Annotated in this window: 24 protein-coding genes and 1 tRNA gene; 7 read left to right on the forward strand and 18 right to left on the reverse strand. The window is 68.6% G+C overall.

Annotated elements, in window-relative coordinates; translation table 11 throughout:
• From HZB86_05340 to HZB86_05370, 7 genes are all read right to left on the reverse strand, one after another.
• Window positions 1-624, reverse strand: a 624-nt coding sequence (locus HZB86_05340; protein MBI5904957.1) for a nodulation protein NfeD, incomplete at its 3' end; no start/stop codon positions are given.
• Window positions 621-1,787, reverse strand: a complete 1,167-nt coding sequence (locus tag HZB86_05345) for a class I SAM-dependent rRNA methyltransferase (protein MBI5904958.1) — start codon at window positions 1,785-1,787, stop codon at window positions 621-623. The genes HZB86_05345 and HZB86_05340, both read right to left, overlap by 4 nt.
• 44 nt (window positions 1,788-1,831) lie before the next feature.
• A complete protein-coding gene (locus tag HZB86_05350; GenBank protein MBI5904959.1) occupies window positions 1,832-2,527 on the reverse strand; it encodes a uracil-DNA glycosylase in 696 nt (231 codons plus the stop codon).
• Entirely contained in the window at window positions 2,524-3,726 is a 1,203-nt protein-coding gene (gene coaBC / locus HZB86_05355) for a bifunctional phosphopantothenoylcysteine decarboxylase/phosphopantothenate--cysteine ligase CoaBC (GenBank protein ID MBI5904960.1), read from the reverse strand. The genes HZB86_05350 and coaBC overlap by 4 nt, the downstream gene beginning before the upstream one ends.
• A 4-nt stretch (window positions 3,727-3,730) precedes the next feature.
• Window positions 3,731-4,345: an MBL fold metallo-hydrolase gene (locus tag HZB86_05360; protein ID MBI5904961.1), complete on the reverse strand. Its 615-nt coding sequence runs from the start codon at window positions 4,343-4,345 to the stop codon at window positions 3,731-3,733.
• A 29-nt stretch (window positions 4,346-4,374) separates the two neighbouring features.
• Window positions 4,375-6,873 (reverse strand): NTP transferase domain-containing protein, encoded by a 2,499-nt coding sequence (locus HZB86_05365; GenBank protein ID MBI5904962.1) that lies wholly within the window; start codon window positions 6,871-6,873, stop codon window positions 4,375-4,377.
• 31 nt (window positions 6,874-6,904) lie between these two features.
• The gene (locus HZB86_05370) at window positions 6,905-7,585 is read right to left on the reverse strand and encodes a LysE family transporter (protein ID MBI5904963.1); all 681 of its coding nucleotides are present in this window, start codon (window positions 7,583-7,585) and stop codon (window positions 6,905-6,907) included.
• A gap of 15 nt (window positions 7,586-7,600) precedes the next feature.
• On the opposite strand from HZB86_05370, the gene HZB86_05375 reads away from it, so the two are divergent.
• Window positions 7,601-8,014 carry an NUDIX hydrolase gene (locus HZB86_05375; protein ID MBI5904964.1) on the forward strand — a complete coding sequence of 138 codons (414 nt, stop codon included), beginning with the start codon at window positions 7,601-7,603 and terminating at the stop codon, window positions 8,012-8,014.
• A gap of 256 nt (window positions 8,015-8,270) precedes the next feature.
• Here HZB86_05375 and HZB86_05380 read toward each other — a convergent pair whose 3' ends face one another.
• From HZB86_05380 to HZB86_05395, 4 genes are read right to left on the reverse strand one after another with little or no spacing between them, the layout of a single operon-like run.
• The gene (locus tag HZB86_05380) at window positions 8,271-9,467 is read right to left on the reverse strand and encodes a pyridoxal phosphate-dependent aminotransferase (GenBank protein ID MBI5904965.1); all 1,197 of its coding nucleotides are present in this window, start codon (window positions 9,465-9,467) and stop codon (window positions 8,271-8,273) included.
• A complete protein-coding gene (gene coaD / locus HZB86_05385; GenBank protein ID MBI5904966.1) occupies window positions 9,464-9,958 on the reverse strand; it encodes a pantetheine-phosphate adenylyltransferase in 495 nt (164 codons plus the stop codon). The genes HZB86_05380 and coaD overlap by 4 nt, the downstream gene beginning before the upstream one ends.
• Window positions 9,959-9,980: 22 nt before the next feature.
• Window positions 9,981-10,550 (reverse strand): 16S rRNA (guanine(966)-N(2))-methyltransferase RsmD, encoded by a 570-nt coding sequence (gene rsmD / locus HZB86_05390; GenBank protein MBI5904967.1) that lies wholly within the window; start codon window positions 10,548-10,550, stop codon window positions 9,981-9,983.
• A gap of 13 nt (window positions 10,551-10,563) precedes the next feature.
• Window positions 10,564-11,652 (reverse strand): class II fructose-bisphosphate aldolase, encoded by a 1,089-nt coding sequence (locus HZB86_05395; protein ID MBI5904968.1) that lies wholly within the window; start codon window positions 11,650-11,652, stop codon window positions 10,564-10,566.
• Window positions 11,653-11,757: 105 nt separating this feature from the next.
• On the opposite strand from HZB86_05395, the gene HZB86_05400 reads away from it, so the two are divergent.
• From HZB86_05400 to HZB86_05420, 5 genes are read left to right on the forward strand one after another with little or no spacing between them, the layout of a single operon-like run.
• A complete protein-coding gene (locus HZB86_05400) occupies window positions 11,758-13,002 on the forward strand; it encodes an efflux RND transporter periplasmic adaptor subunit (GenBank protein ID MBI5904969.1) in 1,245 nt (414 codons plus the stop codon).
• Window positions 12,980-13,696, forward strand: a complete 717-nt coding sequence (locus HZB86_05405; protein MBI5904970.1) for an ABC transporter ATP-binding protein — start codon at window positions 12,980-12,982, stop codon at window positions 13,694-13,696. Before HZB86_05400 ends, HZB86_05405 begins: the two co-directional genes overlap by 23 nt.
• On the forward strand, window positions 13,693-14,898 hold the full coding sequence (locus tag HZB86_05410; protein ID MBI5904971.1) for an ABC transporter permease: 1,206 nt from the start codon (window positions 13,693-13,695) through the stop codon (window positions 14,896-14,898). Before HZB86_05405 ends, HZB86_05410 begins: the two co-directional genes overlap by 4 nt.
• Window positions 14,895-15,749, forward strand: coding sequence for a menaquinone biosynthesis protein (locus HZB86_05415; protein MBI5904972.1), 855 nt, complete (start codon window positions 14,895-14,897; stop codon window positions 15,747-15,749). Before HZB86_05410 ends, HZB86_05415 begins: the two co-directional genes overlap by 4 nt.
• Window positions 15,750-15,801: 52 nt before the next feature.
• On the forward strand, window positions 15,802-16,002 hold the full coding sequence (locus HZB86_05420) for a DUF1858 domain-containing protein (protein MBI5904973.1): 201 nt from the start codon (window positions 15,802-15,804) through the stop codon (window positions 16,000-16,002).
• A gap of 19 nt (window positions 16,003-16,021) precedes the next feature.
• On the opposite strand, the gene queD is transcribed toward HZB86_05420, so the two are convergent.
• Genes queD through HZB86_05450 form a run of 6 tightly spaced genes read right to left on the reverse strand, consistent with a single transcriptional unit; the run spans window position 16,022 to window position 23,900 of the window.
• Window positions 16,022-16,402, reverse strand: a complete 381-nt coding sequence (gene queD / locus HZB86_05425; protein MBI5904974.1) for a 6-carboxytetrahydropterin synthase QueD — start codon at window positions 16,400-16,402, stop codon at window positions 16,022-16,024.
• Window positions 16,399-17,031: a hypothetical protein gene (locus HZB86_05430; GenBank protein ID MBI5904975.1), complete on the reverse strand. Its 633-nt coding sequence runs from the start codon at window positions 17,029-17,031 to the stop codon at window positions 16,399-16,401. Before HZB86_05430 ends, queD begins: the two co-directional genes overlap by 4 nt.
• The gene (gene nadC, locus HZB86_05435; protein MBI5904976.1) at window positions 17,028-17,852 is read right to left on the reverse strand and encodes a carboxylating nicotinate-nucleotide diphosphorylase; all 825 of its coding nucleotides are present in this window, start codon (window positions 17,850-17,852) and stop codon (window positions 17,028-17,030) included. The genes HZB86_05430 and nadC overlap by 4 nt, the downstream gene beginning before the upstream one ends.
• Entirely contained in the window at window positions 17,849-20,410 is a 2,562-nt protein-coding gene (locus tag HZB86_05440; GenBank protein ID MBI5904977.1) for a valine--tRNA ligase, read from the reverse strand. Before HZB86_05440 ends, nadC begins: the two co-directional genes overlap by 4 nt.
• A gap of 55 nt (window positions 20,411-20,465) precedes the next feature.
• Window positions 20,466-21,602: a response regulator gene (locus HZB86_05445; protein MBI5904978.1), complete on the reverse strand. Its 1,137-nt coding sequence runs from the start codon at window positions 21,600-21,602 to the stop codon at window positions 20,466-20,468.
• Between the two features lie 24 nt (window positions 21,603-21,626).
• Window positions 21,627-23,900: a VacB/RNase II family 3'-5' exoribonuclease gene (locus tag HZB86_05450; protein ID MBI5904979.1), complete on the reverse strand. Its 2,274-nt coding sequence runs from the start codon at window positions 23,898-23,900 to the stop codon at window positions 21,627-21,629.
• 305 nt (window positions 23,901-24,205) lie between these two features.
• Between HZB86_05450 and HZB86_05455 the strand changes: the two genes are divergently transcribed.
• Window positions 24,206-24,292, forward strand: a tRNA-Leu gene (locus tag HZB86_05455).
• A gap of 244 nt (window positions 24,293-24,536) precedes the next feature.
• On the opposite strand, the gene HZB86_05460 is transcribed toward HZB86_05455, so the two are convergent.
• Window positions 24,537-24,716: a hypothetical protein gene (locus tag HZB86_05460; GenBank protein MBI5904980.1), complete on the reverse strand. Its 180-nt coding sequence runs from the start codon at window positions 24,714-24,716 to the stop codon at window positions 24,537-24,539.
• Window positions 24,717-24,896: the final 180 nt, after the last annotated feature.

A 24,896-nucleotide genomic window follows, 5' to 3' on the forward strand; every position in this document is an offset into this window, starting at 1 on the left:
CGTGCGGCCGTCGACCCGGTCCAGCAGGTCGGCCAGCGACGGGCTCACGAGGTCGATCACCTTCCTCTCGAGGGCGTCCTTCCCGGAGAGGGAGGCGCTCTCCCGCACGGCGCTCTCGGCCCAGTCGGCGTTGCGCCCCGAACGGACGGCGAGGGAGCGCGCGTACGCCGCGGCGTCGTTCTCCACCTTCCGCGACATGGTGTTGTCCATCGATCCGCCTCCCAGGTTGACCGGGTGCGCGGCGCCGATGTTGGTGCCCGGGGCCATCGCGGCCACGTCGGCGGCGAGCGTGATCAGGACCCCCGCCGAGGCGGAGCGCGCTCCCGACGGGGAGACGTACACCGCCACGGGGACGCGGGACTGGATGATCCCCTGCACCATCTGTCGCATCGCGGTGTCGAGCCCGCCGGGGGTGTCCAGCTCGATCACGAGGAGCGCGGCGTTGTCCGCCTCCGCGCGTTCGATCACCGAAGCAAGGTAGTCGGCCGTGACGGGGCCGATCGGGGCGGCGATGGTCGCCACCAGCACCTTCGGACGAGAAGGCTCGGCGGAGAGCACGTTCCCGGACGGGAGCGCCACCAGAAGAAGAACGGCTGCGAAGAGGATCCGGAAGCGAGCGGTCACTGCGCAAGTTTCCTGTATACGGCGAACTTCAGGTACCCGGTTTCGGGGACCGACAGCAGCACCGGGTGGTCCGGCGGCTGTCCTCCCCAGGCGACCAGCGAAAGGTCCGCGCCCGCGTCGGACGCGGCGTCACGGAGGGCCTCCGTCCATTTGGCCACATCGACGAGTTGCGTGCAAGACGATGTGGCCAGGAGCCCTCCCGGGGAGAGGACCGACATCCCCAGCCGGTTGATGTCGCGGTAGCCGCGGATGGCGCCGTCGCGCCCCTCGCGGGACTTGGTGAAGGAAGGAGGGTCCAGCACGACGAGGTCGAACCTCCGACCGGATACCGAGAGGTCCCGGAGCGCCTGGAACAGGTCGGCCGCCTCGCCGCGCCACCGGTCGGCGCAGCCGTTCCTCGCCGCGTTCTCCCCGGCCGCCGCGACGGCGGCCTTCGACGAATCGATCGCCAGCACGCTGCGGGAGCCTCCCGCGAGGGCGTACAGCCCGAACCCCCCCGCCGCGCAGAAACCGTCCAGGACGTCCGCCCCGTCCGCGAGGCGGCGAACGATCTTCCGGTTCTCCCGCTGGTCGAGGAAGAACCCGGTCTTGGGGCCCGCTTCCGCGTCCACGAGGAACCGCACGCCGTCGGTCTCGACCTCCTCCATCGGCGGGCCGCCCCCGCGGACGGCTCCCCTTCTCTCCGGGAGCCCCTCGAGGCGGCGTCCGCCCCCTTCCGAACGTTCGTAGATCAGGCGCGGCGCGTGCACCCCCTCGAGCGCGTCGAGGATCTCCTCCCGCGCGGACTCCATGCCGGCGGTCAGGAACTGGACCGAGAGGACGCCGCCGTACCGGTCCACGACCAGCCCGGGGAGGAAGTCGCCCTCGGAGTGGACCAGGCGCAGCGCCCGCTCGTCCCCCATCCCGGCCCACGCGCGGCGGTCGAGCGCGCCCCGGAGCCTCGATTCGAAGAAGACGCGGGAGGGAATGGCCTCCCCGCGGGACACGCGGCGCAACGCGAGGCGGCACCCGAGGTTGGCGGTCGCGGTGCCGAGAAACTCCCCGGACCGGGAAAGGACGCGCACCCACTGTCCCGGAGGCATCCCTTCCGGGACCTCCCGGAGGTCGTCGCCGAATACCCAGGAGTGCCCGTGACGGAGCCGTTCCTCCCCCTTTCGGCTCACCCGGACATCGGGCAGACGGTTCGATCCTTCCGCGCGGGATTCCGTCATCGCGGGGCGGGCAGGGAGAGGCGCCGGGCGATCGCCTCGAAATCCTCGAACACCTCGCGCTCGCCGGAGGCGTTCCGAAGGATGTAGGCGGGGTGGTACGTCGGAAGGACGGGTATCCCGTCGAGCGCCCTCCAGCGGCCGCGGACCTTCGTGATCTTTTCCTCGACGTCGAGGAGATGGTTCAGCGCGGTCGCCCCGAGCGTGCAGATCACCTCCGGACGGATCGCGCGGATCTGGCGCGCGAGGAACGGCTTGCACGACTTCGCCTCCTCGGGAAAAGGCACCCGGTTCCCGGGAGGACGGCACTTCACGATATTGGCGATGTAGACGTCCTCGCGCCGGAGGCCGATCCGGGCGATCCACCGGTCGAGCCGTTTCCCGGCGGCGCCGACGAACGGCTCCCCCTGCCGGTCCTCCTCCGCGCCGGGTCCTTCTCCCACGAACATCAGCCGCGCCCGCGGATTCCCGACTCCGAAGACGACGGTGCTCCTGCCGGAGCACAGGGGGCAACCCCGGCAGCCCGCGAGCTCCGCCCGGATGTCGTCCAGCGTCTCCCCGCCGGGCGGCGAAGGCGTCGGCGCGCGCGAATCGGCGTTCCGGGGAGCGGTCCCGCGGGGAGGAGCGGGAAGATAGTCCATCCCCACCTCCCGGAGCCACGCCGCCAGCAGCTTCCGGGAAACGCCTCCGCTCATGCGGGGAGGAACTTTCTGCAGACCGCCCGCCAGACGGCGGAGGCGATGGCGTCCTTGGCGGCCATGGCCAGGTCGAGCGCGGTGCCGTCGGAGAAGTAGACGCGGACCTCGTTGCTGTCGGACGCGAATCCGATGTCCGGGCGGGAGACGTCGTTGGCGACGATCGCGTCCAGGTTCTTCCTCCGAAGCTTGCCGACGGCGTTGCCGGCGAGGTCGCTGGTCTCGGCGGCGAAGCCGACGAGGACGCGGCTCCGCTTCGAGCCGCCCAGCGTAGCCAGGATGTCCTCGGTCGGAACGAGGTCGACCTTCCGGCCGAACCGCTCCTTCCGGATCTTCTGCTCCGCCTGCGTTTCCGGGCGGAAGTCCGCGACCGCGGCCGCCATCACGACGACGTCGGCGTTCTCGGCGGCGGACACGACCGCCCCCATCATCTCCTTCGCGGATCGCACCCGGACCGTCGTCAGGAACGGCGGGTTCGGCAGGAGGACCGGCCCGGCCACGAGCGTCACGTCCGCCCCGAACCTCCGCGCCGACGTCGCCATCGCGAACCCCATCTTGCCCGTGGCCCGGTTCGTCAGGAACCGGACCGGGTCGATGTCCTCCGCCGTGGGGCCCGCGCTCACCACCACCTTCTTCCCCTCCAGGATCTTCTCGGCGAGGAGGATCCTCGCCATCTCCACGATCTTCCCCGTGTCGGCCAGCCGTCCGGGACCCACGGTCCCGCACGCCAGCTCCCCCTCGTCGGGATCGACGAAGGTCACGCCGCGGTCCCGGAGGGTCTCCACGTTCTCGCGCACCGCCGCGGAGGCGTACATCTGGCTGTTCATGGCGGGGGCGAGCAGGACCGGCGCCGCGGTGGCCATCGTGACCGTGGAGAGGAGGTCGTCCGCGATCCCGTTCCGGATCTTCCCGATGATGTTCGCGGTGGCCGGCGCGATCATCAGGAGGTTCGCCCGCTGCGCGAGGGAGATGTGCCCGATCTCGGACTCGCTGATGAGATCGAACATGTCGGTGTGGACCGGGTTCTTCGACAGCGTCTGCAGGGTGAGCGGCGTGATGAAGTGGCTCCCGGAGGCGGTCAGCACGACGTGGACGTTCGCGCCTTCCTTCCGCAGATCGCGGACGATCTCGCACGCCTTGTACGCCGCGATCCCCCCGGTCACCCCGAGGACGATCTCCCTGCCGGAGAGCGTGGTCATGGCCTCAAGATCCCCCCGTGAAGAATGGATTGCTCCGCTTCTCTTCGCCCACCGTGGTCGCGGGCCCGTGCCCCGGGAACAGGACCGTGTCGTCGGGCAGCGTGAAGATCTTCGCCCGCACCGCGCGGATCAGGTCGTCGTACGATCCCCCCGGGAGGTCGGTGCGGCCGATCGAACCGGCGAAGATCAGGTCGCCCACGAACGCCATCCCGGCGGCAAGGTACGTGACGTGCCCCGGGGTGTGCCCCGGGGTGTGGAGGACATCGAACTTCCCGTCCGCGAACGGCACCGTGTCGCCGTCCGCGAGAAGGACGTCCGGCGCCGGGGGGGGCCGTACGCCGATGCCGAACATGGCGCCCTGGCGGCTGGCCCCCCGCATCCGGTCCACCTCCTCCGGGTGGATGTGGATCGTCGCGCCGGTCTTTTCCTTCAGGTGACGGACGCCCCCCACGTGATCGAAATGGCCGTGCGTCAGCAGGATCTTCTCGAGGACCAGGCCGCGCTCCGAGAGGTGCCGGAGGATCTCCTCCCCCTCGTCCCCCGGATCCACCACCACGGCCTTTCCGGTCGCCGGGTGCTCCACGATGTACGCGTTCTCCGCGAGCGGCCCGACTTCCATCACGAGCACGCGAAGCGGGCGCTCCGGGGTCAAAGCCGCTTCCCCCACGCGACGAACAGGTCGGCGTATCGCGCCGAGAGCTGCTCCGCGACGCGGCGGTCGTCGGCTTCGACCACGAGGTGGAAGTACGCCTCGTCCTGGCTCGGGTAGGCGAGCACCCAGTCCTCCCCCTCGAACACCTTGACGCCGTCCACGAACTGGCTCGGCTTCTCCTTCGCGTGCGTGGTCAGCATCCGCATGAGCGAACCCTTGTGCTCCCACGCGCACGGAACCTTCCGGTGGATCAGCTCGGTGGGCGGGATCTCCCGGAGGATGTCGGAGAGGCCGCGTCCCTCGGCGGCCAGAAGCTCCATGATCTTGACGGCGGCGAACATCCCGTCGAAGGCGGGCTGGAATCCGGGGAAGACGAATCCCCCGGAGCCGTCGCCGGCGAACGCGACCCCGTCGCGCGCCGCGACCTCCATGAGGGACCGCGGCAGCGTCCGGGACCGGATCACCTCCATTCCGAAACGGGCGGCGATCTTCTCTATGTTCCGGGACGCGGTGACCGGGACCCCGACCTTCCCGTTGCGGGCCTGCCGGCAGGCGAGAAGGGCCACCACCTGGAGCGCCACGGCGTCGGGGAGGATGTCCCCCTTCTCGTCCACGAGGAAGATCTTCTCCCCGCCGGTGTCGAGCATGATCCCGAGGTCGGCGTCGAGCGAGCGGGAGATCGCGGCCAGGTGGTGCATCCCCTTGTCGAACTCTTCCTGGGTACGCGTGATGCGCCCCGGATCGAGGATCGCGTTGAGCGCCACCGTCTCCACCCCGAGCCCGCCCAGGATCCGCGGGAAGATGACGGACGAGGAGCCGTACGAGTAGTCGAGGACGATGTTGAACTTCCGCTCCGCCACGGCGCGGGCGTCGACCGACTTGAGGAACCCGTCGACGTACAGGTCGAAGCCGCCGACGGGAAACGTGATGCTCCCGGTCTCCTCGATCTCCGCGCGGACGAAATCCTCCCGGAAGAAGAGGTTCTCGATGCTCTTCTCGATCCCCATCGGGAGATCCAGCCCCGAGTCGTCGAAGAACTTGAGGTCGACGAAGGACGGGTTGAAGGGGCTCTTGCGCGTGTGCACCCCGCCCCGCTCGTCGCGGTGGGAGCGGGAGAGGTACCGCACCACCGGCAGCGGCGTGACCCCGTAGTCGTGCACGTCCACCCCGACGGAGAGCATCCCGGTCATGATCGCCCGGTTGATCATCCGCGACACCTTGTGGCTGTCGCGGCTGGTGGAGAGGACCACCTTCCGGCCGAAGGTCGCCGCGTACGCCGCCCCGAGCTTCGCCGCGAACTCCGGGGAGATCTCGATGTTGGCCAGCCCGACGATCCCGTAGGCGCCGAAGAGCGAGCGCGCCCACTTCTCCCCCCAGATCAGCGAGGAGGAGAGGACCGCCCCGTCCTCCACCACCTTGTGCGGCCAGACCTTGACGTTGGCCTTGACCACCGCCTCCTTGCCGATGCTGCAGTGGTCGCTCACCACCGCCCGCTCGGCGAGGAACGCGCCGTCGTTCACCCGGGCGTCGGAACCGACGATGTTCTCGAGGATCCGCGCCCCCTTCCCGATCGAGGCCCTCGGCCACAGGACGGAGGAGTGGATGACGGCGCCGTCCTCCACCACGCAACCGTCCCCGACGACCACGTTCGCGAGCTCGACGCCCGACCCGACGACGCAATCCTTCCCCAGGAGGACGTTTTCGAGCTCCGCCGTGTAATCCACCTTCGTGTTCCCGCCGATCCACACGGACCGTTCTCCCGCCTTCCTCCCGTCGAAGTCGATCCGGACCTTTCCCGCGAGGATGTCGAGGTGGACGTTCAGGTACTCGTCGAGGTTCCCGACGTCCTTCCAGTACCCCTCCGCCACGTAGCCGAGCAGCCGGTCGCCGCGCGCGAGCATCGCCGGAAAGAGGTTCTTGCTGAAGTCGAAGTTCTTCTTCGGCGGGATGAGGGAGAGCACCTCCGGCTCGATGATGTAGATCCCCGTGTTGATGGTGTCGGAAAAGACTTCGCCCCAGGTCGGCTTCTCGAGGAACCGGATGATCCGGCCGTCCTCCTCGGTCAGCACGATTCCGTACTGGAGCGGGTTCGGAACGCGGGTCAGGACGATCGTCACCGCCGCCTTCCGCTCCCGGTGGAATTCGATCGCCCTGGAGAGGTCGAAGTCGGTGATGATGTCCGCGCTGATGACGAGGAACGTCCCGGAGAGCCGCTCCTCGGCGTTCTTGACCGCCCCGGCGGTGCCGTAATCGGCCTCCGCCGTGATGTACCCCATCCGGACGCCCCACGGTTCGCCGTCCCCGAAATACGCGCTGATCTTCTCGGGGTAGAAGTAGAGGAGCACCTCGTGCTCGGTGATCCCGCCCTTCGCGAGCAGGCGGACGACGTGCTCCATCATCGGCCGGTTCGCGACGTACGCCATCGGCTTGGGCAGCTTCTCGGTGAGCGGGCGCAGCCTCGTCCCGAAGCCTCCCGCCATCACGACCGCCTTCATGGTTTCGGCCTCCGCGGCATTGGTCTGGACATCACAGGGAACGGATGAGGCGCGTCACGCCGAAATAGCCGAAGGACAGGGCGAAGAACACGAGGAACAGCGCGCAGGCGAGGACGACTCCCCGGTACACCCGGTCGGTGAACCAGCCGCGCCCGGCCGAAACGGCCGTCCCGACGAACAGGTACCACGCGGCGTCGGACAGGATGTGCCCGGTGAAGAAGGCGAGCAGGCCCGCCGTGCCTTGCCCGCGGGACAGCAGGAGGTACCCGAGGCCGATCGTCGCCCACCACAGCGACCAATACGGGTTCGACGCGGAGGTCACGATCCCGTCCAGCACCGGGCGCAAGGCACTCGCGCCTCCCCCTGTCCCCGCGTCCCCGGCGCCGATCTCTCCCTCCGCGACGCCGAGCCTCAGGGTGCGGACCTCCCGGCCCATTCCCACCGCCATGTGGAGGAGCATCGCGCTCCCGACCAGCGCGATCGCCGTCACCGCGGCGTCCCCCTTGATCCACTCCAGGAGCCCGAACAGCAGGAGGCAGACGAGCCCCGCCTCGAGGATGGCGTGGCCGAGGACGAGCAGCGGCGCCGCGACGAAACCCCTGCGGGAGGTGTGCTTCACCGTGACGGCCAGCAGCGGCCCGGGCATCATCGCCCCGGAGAGGCCGATGATGAAGGAAGACACGAATATCGCCGCGGGATTGCCGAAATTCATATTAGAATTTATAACATGGAACGCCGCAATCCGCTCCCCACCGCCGACGTGATCATCGAGGTGGGCGACCGCGTCGTCCTGGTCCGCCGGAAAAACCCCCCGGAAGGGTGGGCGATCCCCGGCGGGTTCGTCGACGTAGGCGAAACGGTCGAGGCCGCCGCCGTGCGGGAGGCATTCGAGGAAACCGGACTGTCGGTGGCCTTGACGGCGCTGCTGGGTGTCTACTCCGACCCGGCCCGCGACCCCCGCCACCACACGATCACCACGGTCTACGTGGGAACGGCGACCGGAACGCCGGACGGCGGCGACGACGCGGCCGAGGCGCGCCTCTTCGGGGAGGGCGACCTGCCCTCCCCCATCGCCTTCGACCACGCGAAGGTCCTCGCGGACTACTTCCGGTTCAAACGGACGGGAAAGAGACCGCTGTAAGCCCCCGCTATTGCCGTTAATGCATGGAGGAGCTACTTCGCAGGGGGGCTCCCCGTTCGCATCCGCCGCCAGGCTCCCCGTCTCCGAACAGCGAACGTGGCATGCGGTCCCCCGTCCTTCGGCCGGCCTTTTCGCCCGAATCACATCCTCACCGTCAACAGCGCGGGTTCTCCGCCGGTTCCGCGCTGGCTGCTACGCTCAGGGGACCCCCCTGCTACGTACGCTCCCCGCAGGGGATGCGGCGGGGGCCCGAGTATCAGCCGAGGGACTTGACCGCCTGCTCGATCCGGTCGATCCCCTTCTCGATGTTCTTCATGGACGTGGCGTAGGAGAGCCGCTGGCACGCGTCGTCGCCGAACGCGACGCCGGGGACCGCCGCCACCTTATGGTCGTCCAGCAGGTACGCCGCCAGGTCGGAGGAGCCGTTGATCGCCTTGCCCGCCGGCGTCTTCTTCCCGTAGCACCCGGAGAAGTTCGGGAAGACGTAGAACGCCCCCTGCGGGAGGAGGCACGACACGCCCGGCATCTGGTTGAGCCGGTCGGTGATGTACCGGCGCCGCTTGTCGAATTCGGCGACCCACCCCTTCAGGAAATCCTGCGGGCCGTTCAGCGCCTCGACCGACGCCTTGTCGCAGAACGACACCGGGTTGCTCGTGCTCTGGCTCTGGATGTTGTTCATCGCCGCCACGAGATCCTTGTCGGCCGCCACGTACCCGATCCTCCAACCGGTCATCGAGTGGGACTTGGAGAGGCCGTTCACCAGGATCGTCCGCTTCCGGATCTCCTCGCCCAGGGAGGCGATGGAGACGAACGCGAAGCCGTCGTACACCAGCTTCTCGTAGATCTCGTCGGACAGCACGGTGATGTCCTTCTTCACGATCACGTGCGCCAGCGCCTCGAGCTCCGCCTTCGTGTAGGCGGCGCCGGTGGGGTTCGACGGGCTGTTCAGCACGAACAGCTTCGTCTTCTTCGTGATCGCCTTCTCGAGCTGCGCGGGGGTGATCTTGAACCCCGTGGACTGCTTCGCCTCCACGATCACCGGGGTGGCGTCCGCCAGGAGCGTGATGTCCGGGTACGACACCCAGTACGGCGCCGGGATGATCACCTCGTCCCCCTCCCCTAGGAACGCCTGGGCGACGTTGTAGATCGAGTGCTTCGCCCCGAGGGAGACGATGATGTTCTCGCGCTTGTATTCCAGCCCGTTGTCCCGCTTGAGCTTCGCGATGATCGCGTCCTTCAGCTCCGGCGACCCCGGGACGGGGGTGTACTTGGTGTACCCGTCGTCCAGCGCCTTCTTCGCGACCGCCTTGATGTGGTCCGGCGTGTCGAAATCGGGCTCGCCCGCGCCGAATCCGACCACGTCGATCCCCTGCGCCTTCATCTGCTTGGCCTTGTTCGTGATCGCCAGCGTCGGCGACGGCTGGATCTTCCCCACTCTTTTCGCCAGTTTCATTTCCGTTTCGCTCCTTTCAGCTTCTTGAACACCATGTCGCGGACCACGGGCGGAACCAGGTCGTCGATCTTCCCGCCGAACATCGCGATCTCCTTCACGATGTTCGAACTGATGTACGAGTGCCGCTCCCCCGTCATCAGCATGACGGTGTCCATCTCGGGCGCCAGCTTCTTGTTCATGTGGGCCATCTGGAACTCGTACTCGAAGTCCGAGATGGCGCGCATTCCCCGCACCAGCACGTGCGCCTCGCGCTGGCGGGCGTAGTCGACCAGCAGGCCGGTGAACGAGTCGACCTCCACGTTCCCCCACTGCCGGGTCAGCGCGCGGAGCGCGGTGACGCGCTCCCGCGGCGTGAAGAAGGCGTTCTTCCGGATATTGAGCGCGACGGCGACGACCACCTTCGCGAACACCCTCGAGGAACGCTCGATGATGTCCAGGTGCCCGTACGTCGGGGGATCGAACGAGCCGGGGTATACGGCCAGGGTCCTCATCGGTTCTCCTTCGAAGTCTCGATCATGACGGGTCTCCGGACGTCCCGGCGACCTCGTACAGGGTCACGCGCGTGTCACCGTACTTTCGGTCCGTGAGCAGCTCCCAGCCCCCCGGCATCCGGTCCAGGGGGTCGCGCGCCGCCCGCTCGGCCGCCACCACCGCCCCCGCCGACAGGACGCCGTGCCGCGCAAGCTCCGCGGCGCTTTCTCCGACGATCCCCTTCCCGTACGGAGGGTCGACGAACACGAGCGAGAACTTCGCCCCACGGGCGGCGAGCTTCCGGAGGGCCGCCCGGTAGTCCATCGCCATCACCGTGCCCGGCGAAACGCCGACCGAATCGAGATTCCCCTTCAGGATGGTGACGGCCTTCCGGGAGGACTCCACGAGGACCGCCTCCGCGGCACCCCGGGAGAGCGCCTCGATCGCCATCGCCCCCGTCCCGGCGAAAAGGTCGAGAACCCTCGCCCCCTCCACCCGGGCCCCCAGGATGCCGAAAACCGCTTCCCGGACCATGCCGGTCGTGGGGCGGACGGATTCCCCGCGCGGTGCGCGAAGCGGTCGCCCTCGCCACTTCCCGGCGACGACCCGCACGATAATACCGCTGTTACTTCACGCCTGTGACGGATTCGGCGACGATCTTCGCGGTTCCCTCGGCCCGGAACGCCCTGAAGAGCGCCTTCGCCTCGTCGCACGCCGCCTTCTCGATCCGCGCGGCGGCCTCCGCCGGGACCGCGTCGATCTCCGCCTTGAACTGCTTCGTGGCGAACTTGATGTCCTTCCCCGCCTCCCTGGCCCAGGCGCGCATCCTCCCCATCAGCTCGGGAGGGAGCCCGGCGTGCGCCACGTTCTGCCACTGGGTCCCCACGTTGCCTTTCCGGATCCCGTACTCGGCGAACTTCCCGACCAGGTGCAGCGGCGTCCCGGTGATGCCGTGCTGGGCGATGGAGGCGCCGAAGCGCCCGTGGATCGCCTTGTAGATCTGTCCGGTCCGTTCGAGGTCGATCGAGATCTTCTCCCCCTCGAGGTAGTTGCCGTGCTTGGAGCCGTTGTTGATCGCCAGCAGGTCCGCCGACACCCCGGCCGCGGCCAGCCGTTCCATGAGCTCGACCGCCTCCTCGACGGTGGACAGTTGCGCCTCGGTGCCGGCCGACTTGATCTCGCCCACTTCCACCTCGAGGCCCAGGCCCCTGGCCGCGATCGGGCGGGAGAGATCCGCCGTGATCCGCGCGTTGTCGGGGATCTCGTTGAAGGAGGCGTCGATGGCGAAGCTGGTGTACCCGGCCGCGAGCTCCGCCGCGATCAGCGCGCGGGCCCCCTCGACCTCCGCTTCCGTGGAGTTCTTCACGGTGATGTGGTCGCCGTGGATGATGAACGGCAGGGAGAAATTCTCCTTCTTCGCCGCCGCCAGGATCGTCTCGACGAATATCCCCGGCGTCATGCCGGTGTATCCGCCTTTCAGGTCCCCTTCGCTCTTGGCCAGCTCGAACGCCACGATGGCGTCCAGCTCCCGGGCGGCGCGCATGATCCCGGGGATCACCAGCGGTATGCGGATATTGCACGCCATCACGATGGTCCGGTGGGCGGATAACGTTTTATAAACGTCCCGTCCGTTGACCGGGCAGGCGGGATGGCCGGCCGGGATCACCTTCGCCGCGTTCTCCGGGACGAATTTTTTCAACGACTTATAGTCCATCGGGTACCTCCGGGGGGAATCTGCCCCACCATTATTGGGATTTCGGACCCGCTCGTCAAGTTGGCCATCCATCGCGTTCGATGCCGCATGGTACACTGACGAATCGTGAGGCGCGGATGGACATCGAGGCGAGGGATTTTTGCCGCGGCGGGGCTTGCCGTCGCCGCGGCGGCGGCAGTCGCCTACTTCCGCCTGTCGGGAGAGGTGCAGGTCGACGTGTACGCCGTCCGGTACGGCCGCGTCGAGGAGATCACCCCCGCCGTCGCCGCCGGCACCGTGAAATCCCCCCTCGAGTCGGTCCTTTCGACGGAGACCGGAGGCCGGATCGTCCTGGTCCGCGCGAAGGAAGGGACGATGGTGTCCGGCGGGGAACTCCTGGCCCGGATCGACGACCCCGAGCTCTCCCGGCAGATCGAAGGCGCCCGGGCCGAGGAGGCGCAGGCGAGGGACGGCCTTCTCCAGTCGGAGGCCCGGCGGGAGGAGGCGGCGCAGCGGGTCCGGGCGGAGATGGGTCGCGCGGAGAACAACGTCCGGAAGGCGCGCGAGGACCACCGCCGGATGGCGGAGCTGTTCCGGGACGGGTTCGCCTCCCGGTCCGAGCTGGATCTTGCGGAGACGCTCTTGGCCAACGCCGTCGAGGAGTCCCGCATCGCCGCCGCCGGCGAGGCGTCCCTCCGCGCCATCGACCGCGAGATCGACTCCCGTCGCGGCCAGGAGAGGGCCGCGCGGTCGAGGGTGGAGGCGCTTTCGGCGCGGCGTGCGAAGCTGGAGATCGTCGCGCCGTTCTCCGGCGTCGTGACGAGAAAGAGCGCCGAGATCGGCGAGAACAAGCTGCCCGGATCCCCCCTCTTCGTGCTCGCCGACCCCTCGAGGATCCACGTGGAGGCCCAGGTGGACGAGGCGGACGCCGCGAAGGTCCGGGTCGGACAGTCCGTGCGCCTCCTCCCCGAGGCGTTCCGCGGCGAGCCGTTCACGGGGAAGGTATCCGAGGTGAGGCCCACGGTCGAGGCGTCGAAAGAGGTCTCGCGGGCGAACACGATCCTCGTGTCGCTCGCCTCGGCGCCGCGGCCGCTTCGGCTGGGAATGTCGGTGGACGTGGAGGTCCTGACGGGGGGAAAGGACAACGTCCTGATGATCCCTTCGGCGTCGGTCATGGAACGGGACGGAAAGAAGTTCGTTTACGTCGTCGCGGGGAAGCGCGTGGAGCGCCGGGACCTCTCGACCGGAATCTCCAACTGGGACCGCACCGAGGTCGTGTCCGGCGTCCGGGAGGGGGAGGACGTCGTCACCACGCTCGAGATCAAGGAGCTTTCTCCCGGGAGCCGGGTTGGAATCCGCGTCCGGAACTGATCCGCTCCTCCGCCTGCGCGGGGTGACCCGGATCTACGAGGCGGGGGCGGGGAAGGTCGTCGGGCTCGAGGGGATCGACATCGACATCGGCCCCGGTGATTTCATCGCCGTGATGGGCCCCTCCGGGTCCGGCAAATCCACCCTGATGAACATCCTGGGGTGCCTGGATGTCCCCACGTCCGGCAGCTACGAGGTGAAGGGGACGCCCGTCTCGAACCTGTCCCCCGACGAGCTGGCGCGGCTCCGGAACCGGGAGATCGGGTTCGTCTTCCAGGTGTTCCACCTGCTCCCCCGCTACACCGCGCAGCGGAACGTCGAGCTTCCCCTCCTGTACGCCGGGGTCCCGCGGGAGGAGAGGGCGCGCCGCGCCCTGGAGTCGCTCCGGTCCGTGGGGCTCGAGGACCGGAAGGACCACCTCTCGAACGAGCTGTCCGGCGGCCAGCGCCAGCGGGTGGCCGTCGCCCGCGCGCTGGTCAACTCCCCCTCCCTCCTCCTGGCCGACGAGCCCACGGGAAACCTCGACACGAAATCGGGCGAGGAGCTGATCGGGCTGCTGTGCCGGCTGAACGCGGACGGCGTGACCGTCGTGCTGGTCACGCACGACGCGTCCATCGCGCGGAGGGCCCGGCGGACGGTGTACCTCGTCGACGGGCGACTGGTGAGCGAGGAACGGTACCGGGAGATCCGCGGATGACGCGCGTCGACTTCCTCGGCGTCGCGATCGACTCCCTCCGGACGAACCGTCTCCGTTCGGGCCTCACCATGCTGGGGGTGATCATCGGCGTAGCCGCGGTGATCCTGCTGGTGTCGCTGGGCCAGGGGACGAAGGAGTACGTGGAGGCGCAGTTCGCCGGCCTCGGGAGCAACATCCTCATCGTCACCCCGGGGAAGGTCGAGACGCGCGGCGGCCCGCCCCTGATGGGCCCGGCGAAGCACCGGCTCACGCTTTCGGACTCCCGCGCGCTGGAGAAGAAGGGGTACCTCTTCGCCGGGGTGGCGCCCGTGGTGTTCGGGACCGCCGAGGTGCGCTACCTCAACCGGTCCCGGAACGTGTCCGTGCTCGGGGTCACGCCCCCCTTCTCCGACGTGCGGAACCTGCGCGTGGAGATCGGCTCCTTCGTCAGCGACGCGGACGTGGACGCCCGGAGGCGGGTGTGCGTCCTGGGGCGAACGGTCAAGCGGGAGCTCTTCGGGAACGCCAACGCGCTCGGGCAGACGGTGAAGGTCTCCGGGTCGATGTTCCGCGTCATCGGCATCATGGAGCGGAAGGGGATCAGCCTCGGGATCGACATCGACGACATCCTCTTCGTTCCCGTCCGAACCGCCCAGGAGATCTTCGACCTCGACTCGCTCTTCGAGATCCTGATCTCCGTGCGGAACCGCAACGACATCGAAAGCGCCAAGGAGCTGGCGACGTCCCTCCTGATGCGGGCGCACAACCGGAACGAGGACTTCACCATCACCAACCAGGCGGCCATCCTCTCCTCCCTCTTCACCATCCTCGACACGCTGACGTACGTCCTCGGGGGGATCGCCGCGATCTCCCTCCTCGTCGGCGGCATCGGGATCATGAACATCATGCTGGTGACGGTGAAGGAACGGACGAACGAGATCGGGATCCGGAAGGCTGTCGGCGCGAGGGACCGGGACATCCTCCTCCAGTTCCTGCTCGAGGCGGTCGCCCTGTCGGTCGCGGGGGGCGTCTGCGGGATCCTGTTCGGGCTCGCCGGGGCGGGGACGCTCCGGCTGCTGGTGCCGAAGGTCCCGGTTTCCGTCCCGGCGTGGTCGGTGCTCGTCGCGTTCACCTTCTCGGCCGTGGTGGGTGTATTCTTCGGGGTGTACCCCGCGAAGAAGGCGGCGTCGCTGAACCCCATCGAGGCATTGAGGTACGAATGACCGTCACCCGGCCGCTGCGCGTCGGACGCATCCCATACGCGAACCTCGTCCCGATCTTCCACGCCCTGCGGGAGGCGGGAACGCCGGAGGGAATTTCGTTCGTCGACGGCCACCCCTCCGACCTGAATCGCAGGCTGCGCGAGGGGGAGCTGGACCTGTCCCCTTCCTCCTCCATCGAGTACGCGGCTCGGCCCGACCTCTACCTCCTGTGCCCCGGGATCTCGATCTCCTGCAGGTCCCGGGTGATGAGCGTTCTGCTCCTCTCCCGCGATCCGCTGAGGGAACTGCCGTCGGACCCGATCGCGGTGACGGGCAGTTCGGACACCTCGGTGGCCCTCCTGGAGATCCTGCTCCGGGAGTCGCTCGGTCGGGGGAACCTGCTCGTGCGTACGGAGCTTTCTCCGCGGGAGGCGCTGAAGCGGCATCCGGCGTACCTGGCCATCGGCGACGAGGCGATCCGGGCGTCGCTGGACGGGACGGCGAAGCACGTGACCGACCTGGGGGAATGGTGGTGGAACGAGACGGGGAAACCGTTCGTGTTCGCCCTGTGGATCGCCGCGCGGAAGGCGTGGGAGGGCATCCGGAGGGAGCCGTTGTCGCGCTTCGCGGCGTCGCTGGTCGCCGCGAAGGCGTCCGCCCAGGCATCGATCCGCCGGGGGGAGTACCCGTGGGGAGGCCCCGAATGGATCCCCCCGGAATTCCGGGAGGCGTACTGGCGGTGCCTTTCGTACGACCTCGACACCGAGGCGGAAGGGCTCGCGCTCTTCTTCCGGCTGGCGGCGAAAAACGGCCGCATACCGGCGGCCCCTCCCCTCCGGTACCTCGATATCGCGCACGCCCCTCCGTGGTAAAATGGGCATGCGGCCCGGAAAGAGACGTGGGGCGACCCCGGGGAGGACGACGATGATCCACAAGGACATGAAGATCGAGGAGATCCTCCGGCGCTATCCCCAGACGATCCCCGTGTTCGAGCGGTTCGGCATCGACTGCGCGCAATGCCAGCTCTCGGAGTACGAAAACCTCGACCACGGCGCGAAGGTCCACGGGATCGACCTGCAGGCGCTGCTCTCGAGCCTGAACGATTCCCTTCCCGTGAAGGGATAGCCCGGACTTTTCCGGGATTTCAGGCCGGGCGGGAGTACTCCGCCCGCGCGTCGTCCGACTCCCACACCGTCACGCGGGCCACGCGCGCCGGGGCGGGCGTCTTCTTCCCCATCTCCTCGAACAGGTGCCGGGCGAGGTTCTCGGACGACGGGTTCAACGCGTCGAACGGGGGGACGTCGTTCAGGTACAGGTGGTCGAAGCGGGACAAGAGCTCGGAGAGGGACGATTTGATCGTCCGGAAGTCGAGCGCGATCCCTCGGTCGTCGAGAGCGTCGGATTCCACGGTGACCTCCACCCGCCAGTTGTGCCCGTGGAGCCGCTCGCAGTTCCCCTCGTACTCCCGCAGCCGGTGCGCGGCGGCGAAGGTGGAACGGACGGTCAGGGAGTAGGTCCCGCTCATTTCGCCTCCAGGGGCGACAGCACCACCCGGGATTTCGATGCGGCGCGGGTGTACCAGTTTCGGATCTCCTGGGCCACCTTGGCGTCCTGCAGCTCTTCCCGGATCTGCTCTTCCGACAGTTCCGCCGCGTTGTCGGTCCGCGCCGCGCGGAGCCTGAATTCGCGCTGCACGTCCTCCTCCTTCACCTCCACGAACCCGGCGACCCGACGCTGGAAGAATTCCCGGATGAGGAGCTTCCGCTCCACCCACTCCCGGGTCCGTTCCGCGGTGATCCCCTCCTTGCAGGACGAAGTGCAATTCCCCATCCGCTCGAGGCTCTCCGCCCCGTAGGCGGCAAGCACCATGTTGTCCACCTGCCCCAGCTGGAGCTTCCGCTGCTCCTGCAGGACGAGCGTATCGGAGATCAGCCGGTCCCGGCATTCCTGGGCGGACAGTATTTCCGGCTCGCTTCCCGGCATCGCGGCGCACCGGTGGAAGCACCCCTCGCGGACGATGTCCGACAGGAAGAGGACCTCCCCGTTCACCGAGGCGACGGTCGATTCGTACAGCCGGTACCCGTCGACCGCGAGCGCGTCCGGCCCGAGGGAGATCGAGAGCGCGAGGAGAGCCGCGGCCGCCGGACCCCTCACGGCGCGACCTCGAAGGAGATGTCGAGCGCCGGCGCCGAGTGGGTGATGGCGCCGACCGCGATCGCGGGAACGCCCGTCCGGGCGTACTCCTCGACGTTTCCCAGGTGGATGCCGCCCGACGCCTCCAGGAAGACCCTGTCCCCGAACCGCAGGACCGCCTCCCGCACCGTCGCCGGGGACATATTGTCCAGCAGCACCGCGTCCGCGCCCGAGCGCACCGCCTCGTCGACCTGGGCGAGCTCCTCCGCCTCGACCTCGACCCGGAGGAGGTGGTGCGCCGCCTTCCGGGCGGTCGCCACCGCTTCCGCGATCCCTCCCGCCGCCCGGATGCCGTTTTCCTTGACCAGGATCCCGTCCGAAAGGGAGAAGCGGTGGTTGTGCCCGCCTCCCACCCGCACGGCGTACCGTTCCAGGGCCCGAAGCCCCGGCGTGGTCTTTCGGGTGTCGAGGAGCCGCGTGCCGTACCCGGAGATCTTCTCGACGTACCGCGAGGTTGCGGTCGCGACGCCGGAGAGCCGCTGGAGGAAGTTGAGCGCCACGCGTTCCCCCCGAAGCAGGGCGCCCAAGGGGCCCGACGCCTCCCCCAGGCGGTCGCCGGGGGAGACGCGCCGGCCCTCGGGGAGGAACGTCACGGTGACGGACGGGTCGAGCTGCCGGAAGACCTCCCCGGCCACCGGCCCGCCGCAGAACAGCCCGGCGGCCCCGGCGAGGAAGACGCCGGACCCGTCGCCGCGCACCGCCTCCCCGAACGGGTCGCCGTTCGGAGCATCCTCGCGCAGCGCGGCGCGGACGATCTCCTCGTATGCCGACCGCGGGATCACGAAAGGTAGCGGCTGACGAGCTCGAGATTCTTCCCGAGCTTGCCGAGCTTCTGCCCGAGCGCGGCCTCGCGGTCCCGCAGGGCGTCGACGATGTCGACCGGGGCGTTCGCGGTGAACTTGGCGTTCCCCAGCTGCCCCGCGATGCGGAGGAGTTCCGCGTTCCCCTTCTCGATCTCCTTCCTCAGCCGCTTCGCCTCCTGGTCGAAGTCGATCAGGCCCGCCAGCGGGACGCACACCTCGATGTCGTTCACGACCGCCGTCGCGTCCCCCACCGGGATGTAGTCCGGGTCCGCGTAGGCGACTCCGCCGGCGCGCGACAGGCGCCGGACGATCTCCTCGTGGTCCCGGAGGAACGCGAGCTCCCCGGGCTGCCCCTTGAGGCGGATCTCCACCTTCTTCGCGGGCGGGATGTTCAGTTCGCTGCGGATGTTGCGGACGGAGCGGATCACTTCCATCAGGTGCGCCATGTCGTCCTCGACGTCCGCGTCGGACCACGCGGCGTCGGACGCGGGGAACGGCCGGTCGTAGAGCAGGCCGCGATCGCCGGGGAGGGCGTGCCACAGCTCCTCCGTGATGAACGGGATGAACGGGTGCCCCAGCGCGAGGAGGGTCTCGTATACCTGCAGCAGGACGGCGCGCTGCCGCATCCGGTCGCCGGTCATCGCATCGGGCGACAGGGTGGGCTTGATCATCTCGAGGTACCAGTCGCAGAACTCGTGCCACACGAACTGGTAGAAGGCGGACCCCGCCTCGTTGAACCGGAACTCCTCCACGCCCCGGCGCACCTCGTCCACCACCCGCTGCAGCCGGGAGAGGATCCACCGGTCGACGACCGGGAGGGCCGGGGGAAGCTCCGTCGGCGTCTCCCCGTCCACGTGCATCCCGACGAACCTCCCCGCCTGGAACAGCTTGTTCATGAAGTTGCGGTACCCCTCCACCCGGTCGTCCGACATCCGGATGTCGCGTCCCTGCGCGGCCAGCGCGACGAGGGTGAAGCGGAAGGCGTCCGTCCCGAACCGGCCGATCACATCCAACGGGTCGATGACGTTCCCCCGGGTCTTGCTCATCTTCTCGCCCCGCGCGTCCCGCACGAGCGCGTGGATGACCACGTCCCGGAACGGCGCCGATCCCGTGAACTCGATCCCCATCATCATCATCCGGGCGACCCAGAAGAAGAGGATGTCGGAGAACCAGGTGTCCAAAACGTCCTCCTCCTGCCGCATGTCCGACGACCCGCAGGAGGCGCAGTTGGCCGGGGGGTCGATCTCCACCATCGTCCTGCCGCACGACGCGCAATGGTACGCCGGGATCCGGTGTCCCCACCAGATCTGCCGGGAGATGCACCAGTCGCGGATGTTCTCCATCCACTCGAAGTAGGTTTTCTCCCACTGCGCGGGCACGATCCGGGTCTCCCCGTTCCGGACGGCGCGGATGGCGGGCTCCGCGAGCGGTTTCGTCTTCACGAACCACTGCATGCTCTCGGCCGGCTCCACGACGGTCCGGCACCGGTAGCAGTGCCCGACGTTGTGGAGGTACGGCTCCTCCCGGACCAGGAGGCCTTCCTCCGCGAGCTTCGCGACCACCGCTTCGCGGCAGGCGAACCGGTCCATCCCGGCGAAGGCGCCCGCGTCGGACGTCATCTTTCCCGACCCGTCGATCGCCCGGACCGAGGGGAGCTCGTGGCGCTTCCCCACCTCGAAGTCGTTCGGGTCGTGCGCCGGGGTGATTTTCACGGCCCCGGTTCCGAACTCCCGGTCCACCATCGCGTCGGCGATCAGCGGGATCGGGCGGTTCATCAGCGGAAGGCGCAGGGTGGCGCCGATCCGCTCCGCGTACCGCTCGTCCTTCGGGTTCACCGCCACCGCCGTGTCGCCCAGCATCGTCTCCGGGCGGGTGGTCGCGACGACGACGCCTTCGCCCCCGGAGATCTCCGGGTAGCGGATGTGCCAGAGCGCCCCCTTCTTCTCCTCGTAGGAGACCTCGAGGTCGGAGAGCGCCGTGTGGCAGCGCGGGCACCAGTTGATGATGTAGCGTCCGCGGTAGATGAGCCCCTTCCGGTAGAGGCGGACGAACGCCTCCCGAACGGCGCGGGAGAGCCCCTCGTCCATCGTGAACCGCTCCCGGTCCCAGTCGCACGCGGCGCCCAGCCGTTTCAGCTGGCGCAGGATCGTCCCCCCGCTCTCCTCCTTCCACTTCCAGACGCGCGCGATGAACGCGTCGCGGCCAAGCTCCTGCCGCGAGACCCCCTCCCGGGAGAGCTCCCGCTCCACGACATTCTGCGTGGCGATCCCGGCGTGATCGGTCCCCGGAAGCCAAAGGGCGTTGCGGCCGTTCATCCGGGCGTACCGGATCAGCACGTCCTGGAGGGTGATGTTCAAGGCGTGCCCCATGTGGAGGGAGCCGGTGACGTTGGGGGGAGGGATGACGATCGAATACGCCTCGCCCGGGCGGGCGGGATCGGCGTGGAATACGCCGGCGGACAGCCAGGCCGCGTACCATCTCTCCTCCGCGGCGCTCGGGTCGTACGCCTTGTCCTTTTCGGGTTCCTTCTCTTTCATGGGGGCATCGGCTCCATCGGGGTGAATGCGCCGACGGGTGCGCCGGCCAACCGGATCAGGGGGAGGGCTTGGCGGCCTGCGCCCGGATGCGCTCGATCTCCTCGCGGATGAGCGCCTCCGCGGTGGCGGGAATCACCTCCCACGCCACGGCTTCCACCGACTCGCGGATCTTCGCGGAGAACTCCGCGGTCAGCCGGTCCGTCAATTCCCACATCACCTTCTCCACGGCTTCGGACGCCACGGAGCGGAAGATCTCCTCCGCGCGTGCGGCGAACTGCTCCCTCAGGAGAGACGGGATCCCCCCTTCCACCGCGGCCGTTCCCGCGGAAGGCTCCGCCGCGGGCGCCGCGACGGGGGAAATCGGGACCTCCGGTGCGGAGGCGGGGGTTTCGCGGAGGATCTCCTCCAGGTCCACGATCTCCTCGATCTCTCCGTGTTCCTCCATCGCTTCGGTCAGGTCGGTCACCGCCGGCGGGGCGTCCTCGGCGATGGACCCTTCCAGATGGAACTCCTCGGGCGGGATCGACCGGATCGCGGGCGTTTCCGCGGGCGGAGGCGCCGAAACCGGCGGAGGCGGGGCGGGCGCCGGCGGCGGCAGCTCGATGTCGTCGATCGAAACGTCGAACTCCTTGAAATGGATGGGAGGGCCCTTCGGTTCGCCGGGCAGGAGAGATCCCGGCAGAATCCCCTCCCGGCCTCTCGCCGGGGCGACGGCATCCGGCTTCCCGGTCTCGTCCTCCACCTCCTCGAGGACGTCGCTGAAATCCCAATGCTCGTCTCCCGGGGGGGGCTCCTGCGGCGTTGCGGCGCGCGGGGCCTCGATCGGCGCGGTCAGGGCGGCATCCACCTTGGCCATGAGTTCCCGGGTTTCGAACGGCTTGAAAAGGACTCCCTTCGCGCCGCACTCCCGGAGGCGTCCCTCGTCGATCGGAACGATGGTCCCCGAGAGGATCAGGACGGGGATTCTCGCGGTCGCGGCCGACGCCTGAAGCTCCGCGGCGACGCCGTACCCGTCCCTTCCGGGCAGCGTGATGTCGGCGACCACGAGGTCGGGCATCATCTCTCCCGCGAGGCGAACGGCATCCTCGCCGTTGTCCACGGCCGTGATCGCGAAATCGGATTGGGCGAAGGCTAGCTCGAAGACCTTCCGGATCGTTATGCTGTCTTCGGCGAGCAGGATTTTTTTCGGCATCGTCCCCCCGGGTTGGCCTTCATTTTAGGGAGTTTCCGTCATCTTTTCAACATATAGGAAATCCACTTCCCCGCGGTCCGGGTCGGCCCGGCGGACGCGGACCCGGACACGGTCGCCCAGAGCGATCGTTCGCCTCCGGTAGATCCCCTCCCACGCCATCCGGTCCGCGGAGAACCGGTACTCGTCGTCGCGCAGGGTGGATACGTGGACCATCCCTTCCACCATCCAATCCGCCAGGGTGACGAAGAAGCCCGAAGACGACAGCGAGGAGACGGATCCCTCGAAGACGCGGCCCACCTTTCCCTCCATGAAGAGCGCCTTGGCGCGCTGCTCCACGGCCCGCTCGGCGTCCATCGCCACCCGCTCCCTGGCGGAGAGGTGGGTTCCGATCTCGGTCCCCATCGAAGCGAGCGCCCGGAGGTACGGCGCGAGGCTCGTGTCTCCCAGCGCCGTTTTCAGCGCCCGGTGCGCCACGAGGTCGGGGTATCGTCGGATCGGCGACGTGAAATGGGTGTACCGCGGAAGCGCCAGGCCGAAGTGCCCCTTGGTCTCGGGACCGTACCGGGCGAGCATGAGACTGCGCAGGATCATCATGTGGACGGGGCGCTCGTACTTTCCCCCCCTCGCGATATCCGCCCAGGCCTGGAGCCGGGAGGCCACATCCCGGCGGTCGGTCGCCCTGGACCTCCGGAGGAGGCGGCCCGCCACCGCCTCGAACTCCTCCACCTTCTCCGCGGCGGGCTCCTCGTGGATCCGGAAGAGGAACGGGTCGCCGCGGCGGGACAGGAACTCCGCCACCGCGGCGTTCGCGACCAGCATGAACTCCTCGATGATCCGGTGCGACTCCCACCGCTCGGATGCCGCGACCGACACCGGCATCCCTCCCTCCACGGCCACCTTCGCTTCCGGCAGATCGAAATCCAGCGCGCCGCGGGCCGAGCGCGCCAGTGCGAGCCATCCGGCCGCGGTCGCCATGTTCCGGAGCATCGGTCCCGTCTCCGCTCCGATCCCTCCATCGGTCGGCTTCCGCCACGCCATGTCCCCGGCGGTGCCGGACAGGAACGCGTGAACCTCCTCGTAGGTCAGGCGCGCCCGGCTCCGGATCACCGAGGGGTAGAAGCGCGGGGCGCCGGTCGCCCCCCCCGGACGAATCGGGACCTCCACGTTCATCGTGAGGCGGTTTTTCCCCGGCTTCAGGCTGCACACGCCCTCCGACAGTTCGCGCGGGAGCATGGGAATGCACCGGTCGGGAAAATAGACGCTCGTGCCCCGGATGTACGCCTCCCGGTCGAGCGGGGACCGCGGTGAAACGTAGTGCCCCACGTCCGCGATGGCGACGTGAAGGCGGAAGCCGTCCCCCTCCGGCGACAGGCAGACGGCGTCGTCGAAATCGCGCGCATCCTCGCCGTCGATGGTGACGAACGGAAGGTCCCTCCGGTCCACGCGCGCCGGGGGACCGCCGGCCTCCCGCCGTTCGCCGCCTTCGAGGTGTTCCGGGTGGACCGACTGCGGGACGAGGGCCGCCTCCTTCGCCACGGGCTCCGGGAAGTCGACCGGGATCTCCAGGGTCGACAGGACGGCAAGGGCGATCGTCTCCATCGTGTGGGATTTTCCCAAGGCCCGCACGACGCGGGCCCGCCCCTCGCGCCCCCGCTCCGGGTAACCGGTCACCTCCGCGAGGACCAGCTCCCCCGGGTCCGCGCGGAATCCGTCGGGGAGGTCCGCCTCGAGGAGAAGGTCGGACTCCCTGTCGCGGAAACGGACGAAGGATCGATTTTCCGTGGGGGCGTATCGACCGACGAAGGACCGGATTCCCCTCTCCAGGATCCTCTCCACCCTCCCGTAGGGCGGGGCGGCCCCGCGCCGGCGCTCGATACGCACCACCACCCGGTCCTTGGGCCACGCGCCGGCCAGGGAGTGGCCCGGGATGCGGACCGCCTGGGCGGCAGGGTCCTCGGGGATGACGAGGGGGCGCCCCTCCCGGGTGAAGCGCAACCGTCCCTCGAAGGTCCGTCCGGCGTCCCCGCTTCGGCGGTCGGGCGCGCTCCCCGCCGTGGCATCGGACGCGGGGACCGGTCCCTTCCCGCGGAGAGGCTGCCTCCTCCCGCGCCTTCCGGCCGGTCTCCCGTCCGGTTCGAGCGCCTTCAGCGCGGCCTTGAAGGCTCGGCGCTCTCCCTTCTCGACGCCCGCCTCCCGGTACCACTCCTTGACGGTGGAAAGGCGCTCCCGCAGCCGTTCCGCGTTCTTCCGGAGCCACCGTTCCCAGTACGCCTGATCGCGCAACCGCTCGTTCTCCATCAAACGGATCTATCACTCATCATACCAGTGCACCGTCTCACAAATACCTTGGCATTCGAGCGCCGCTGCATCCGCTCCAGCTTCGTTGCACAAGTTCGCCGTACTCTCCCGGTACGCCTTCACTTGCGCGCCTTGCGGACGCGGCGCATCGACGCTCTCGGTGCTTCAAGCTATTTGTGAGACGGTACACCCGGCGCCGCGAAGATTGCCACCGGGGCGCAGCGGTGAAGTTCGGATCGGGTCGGTATTTTGGGTTTGCCGGAACGGGAGGTTTTGCTATACTTTTTGCCTTCCGCGCAAGGCGTGCCGAAGTGGCGGAACTGGCAGACGCGCCAGATTCAGGGTCTGGTGTGGGCAACCACGTGGGGGTTCAAATCCCCCCTTCGGCACCAGTCTTTTCCCAATGCCGTCCATGGGGATTTGAACGCGAGCCCGCCGCCGAGCGAGTAGCGAGGAGAAGCGCGACGCACGGGAGCGCGTCAGGCGGGCGAGCCGGCCGGAAGGGCGAAGGCCTGGCTGGCCGGAGCCTCATGGCAAATCCCCCCTTCGGCACTCACCTGATATTCACTTGCCTCAGGCGGTCGAATCCCCCCTTCCACCAATTTCCGGATTTGTACGGGCGGCTGGCCGCCCCGCTCACCCCTCCTTCACGTACTTGACGATGGCGAGGGCGATCTCGGAGGATCTCGCGCGTTTTTCACGATAGTAATGGATTATCTCCGTCAGGGTCCGCACGTCATCCAGCCTCTCGAGCTGCCGATCCACCTTCAAATCGGCATTGAGGAGCCGGTCCACCCGGTCGCCTTTATCTTCCATCCCTGGATGCCCCCTTTCCCTTGCGGAAGTCACGGCGATTGCGGGACCACGCCTCCTACCGCCTCTCCCTCGTCTCCCGCACGGCCGCCTGGCGGGCGGCGAGGGAAAAAGACGACGTCCCTTCGAGCGACTGCGCCTTTTTCCCCATCCGACGATCCCAGGATGTCCGGTACTCTTCCA

The organism is Deltaproteobacteria bacterium, from assembly GCA_016234845.1.
Classification (GTDB): Bacteria; Desulfobacterota; Deferrimicrobia; order Deferrimicrobiales; family Deferrimicrobiaceae; genus JACRNP01.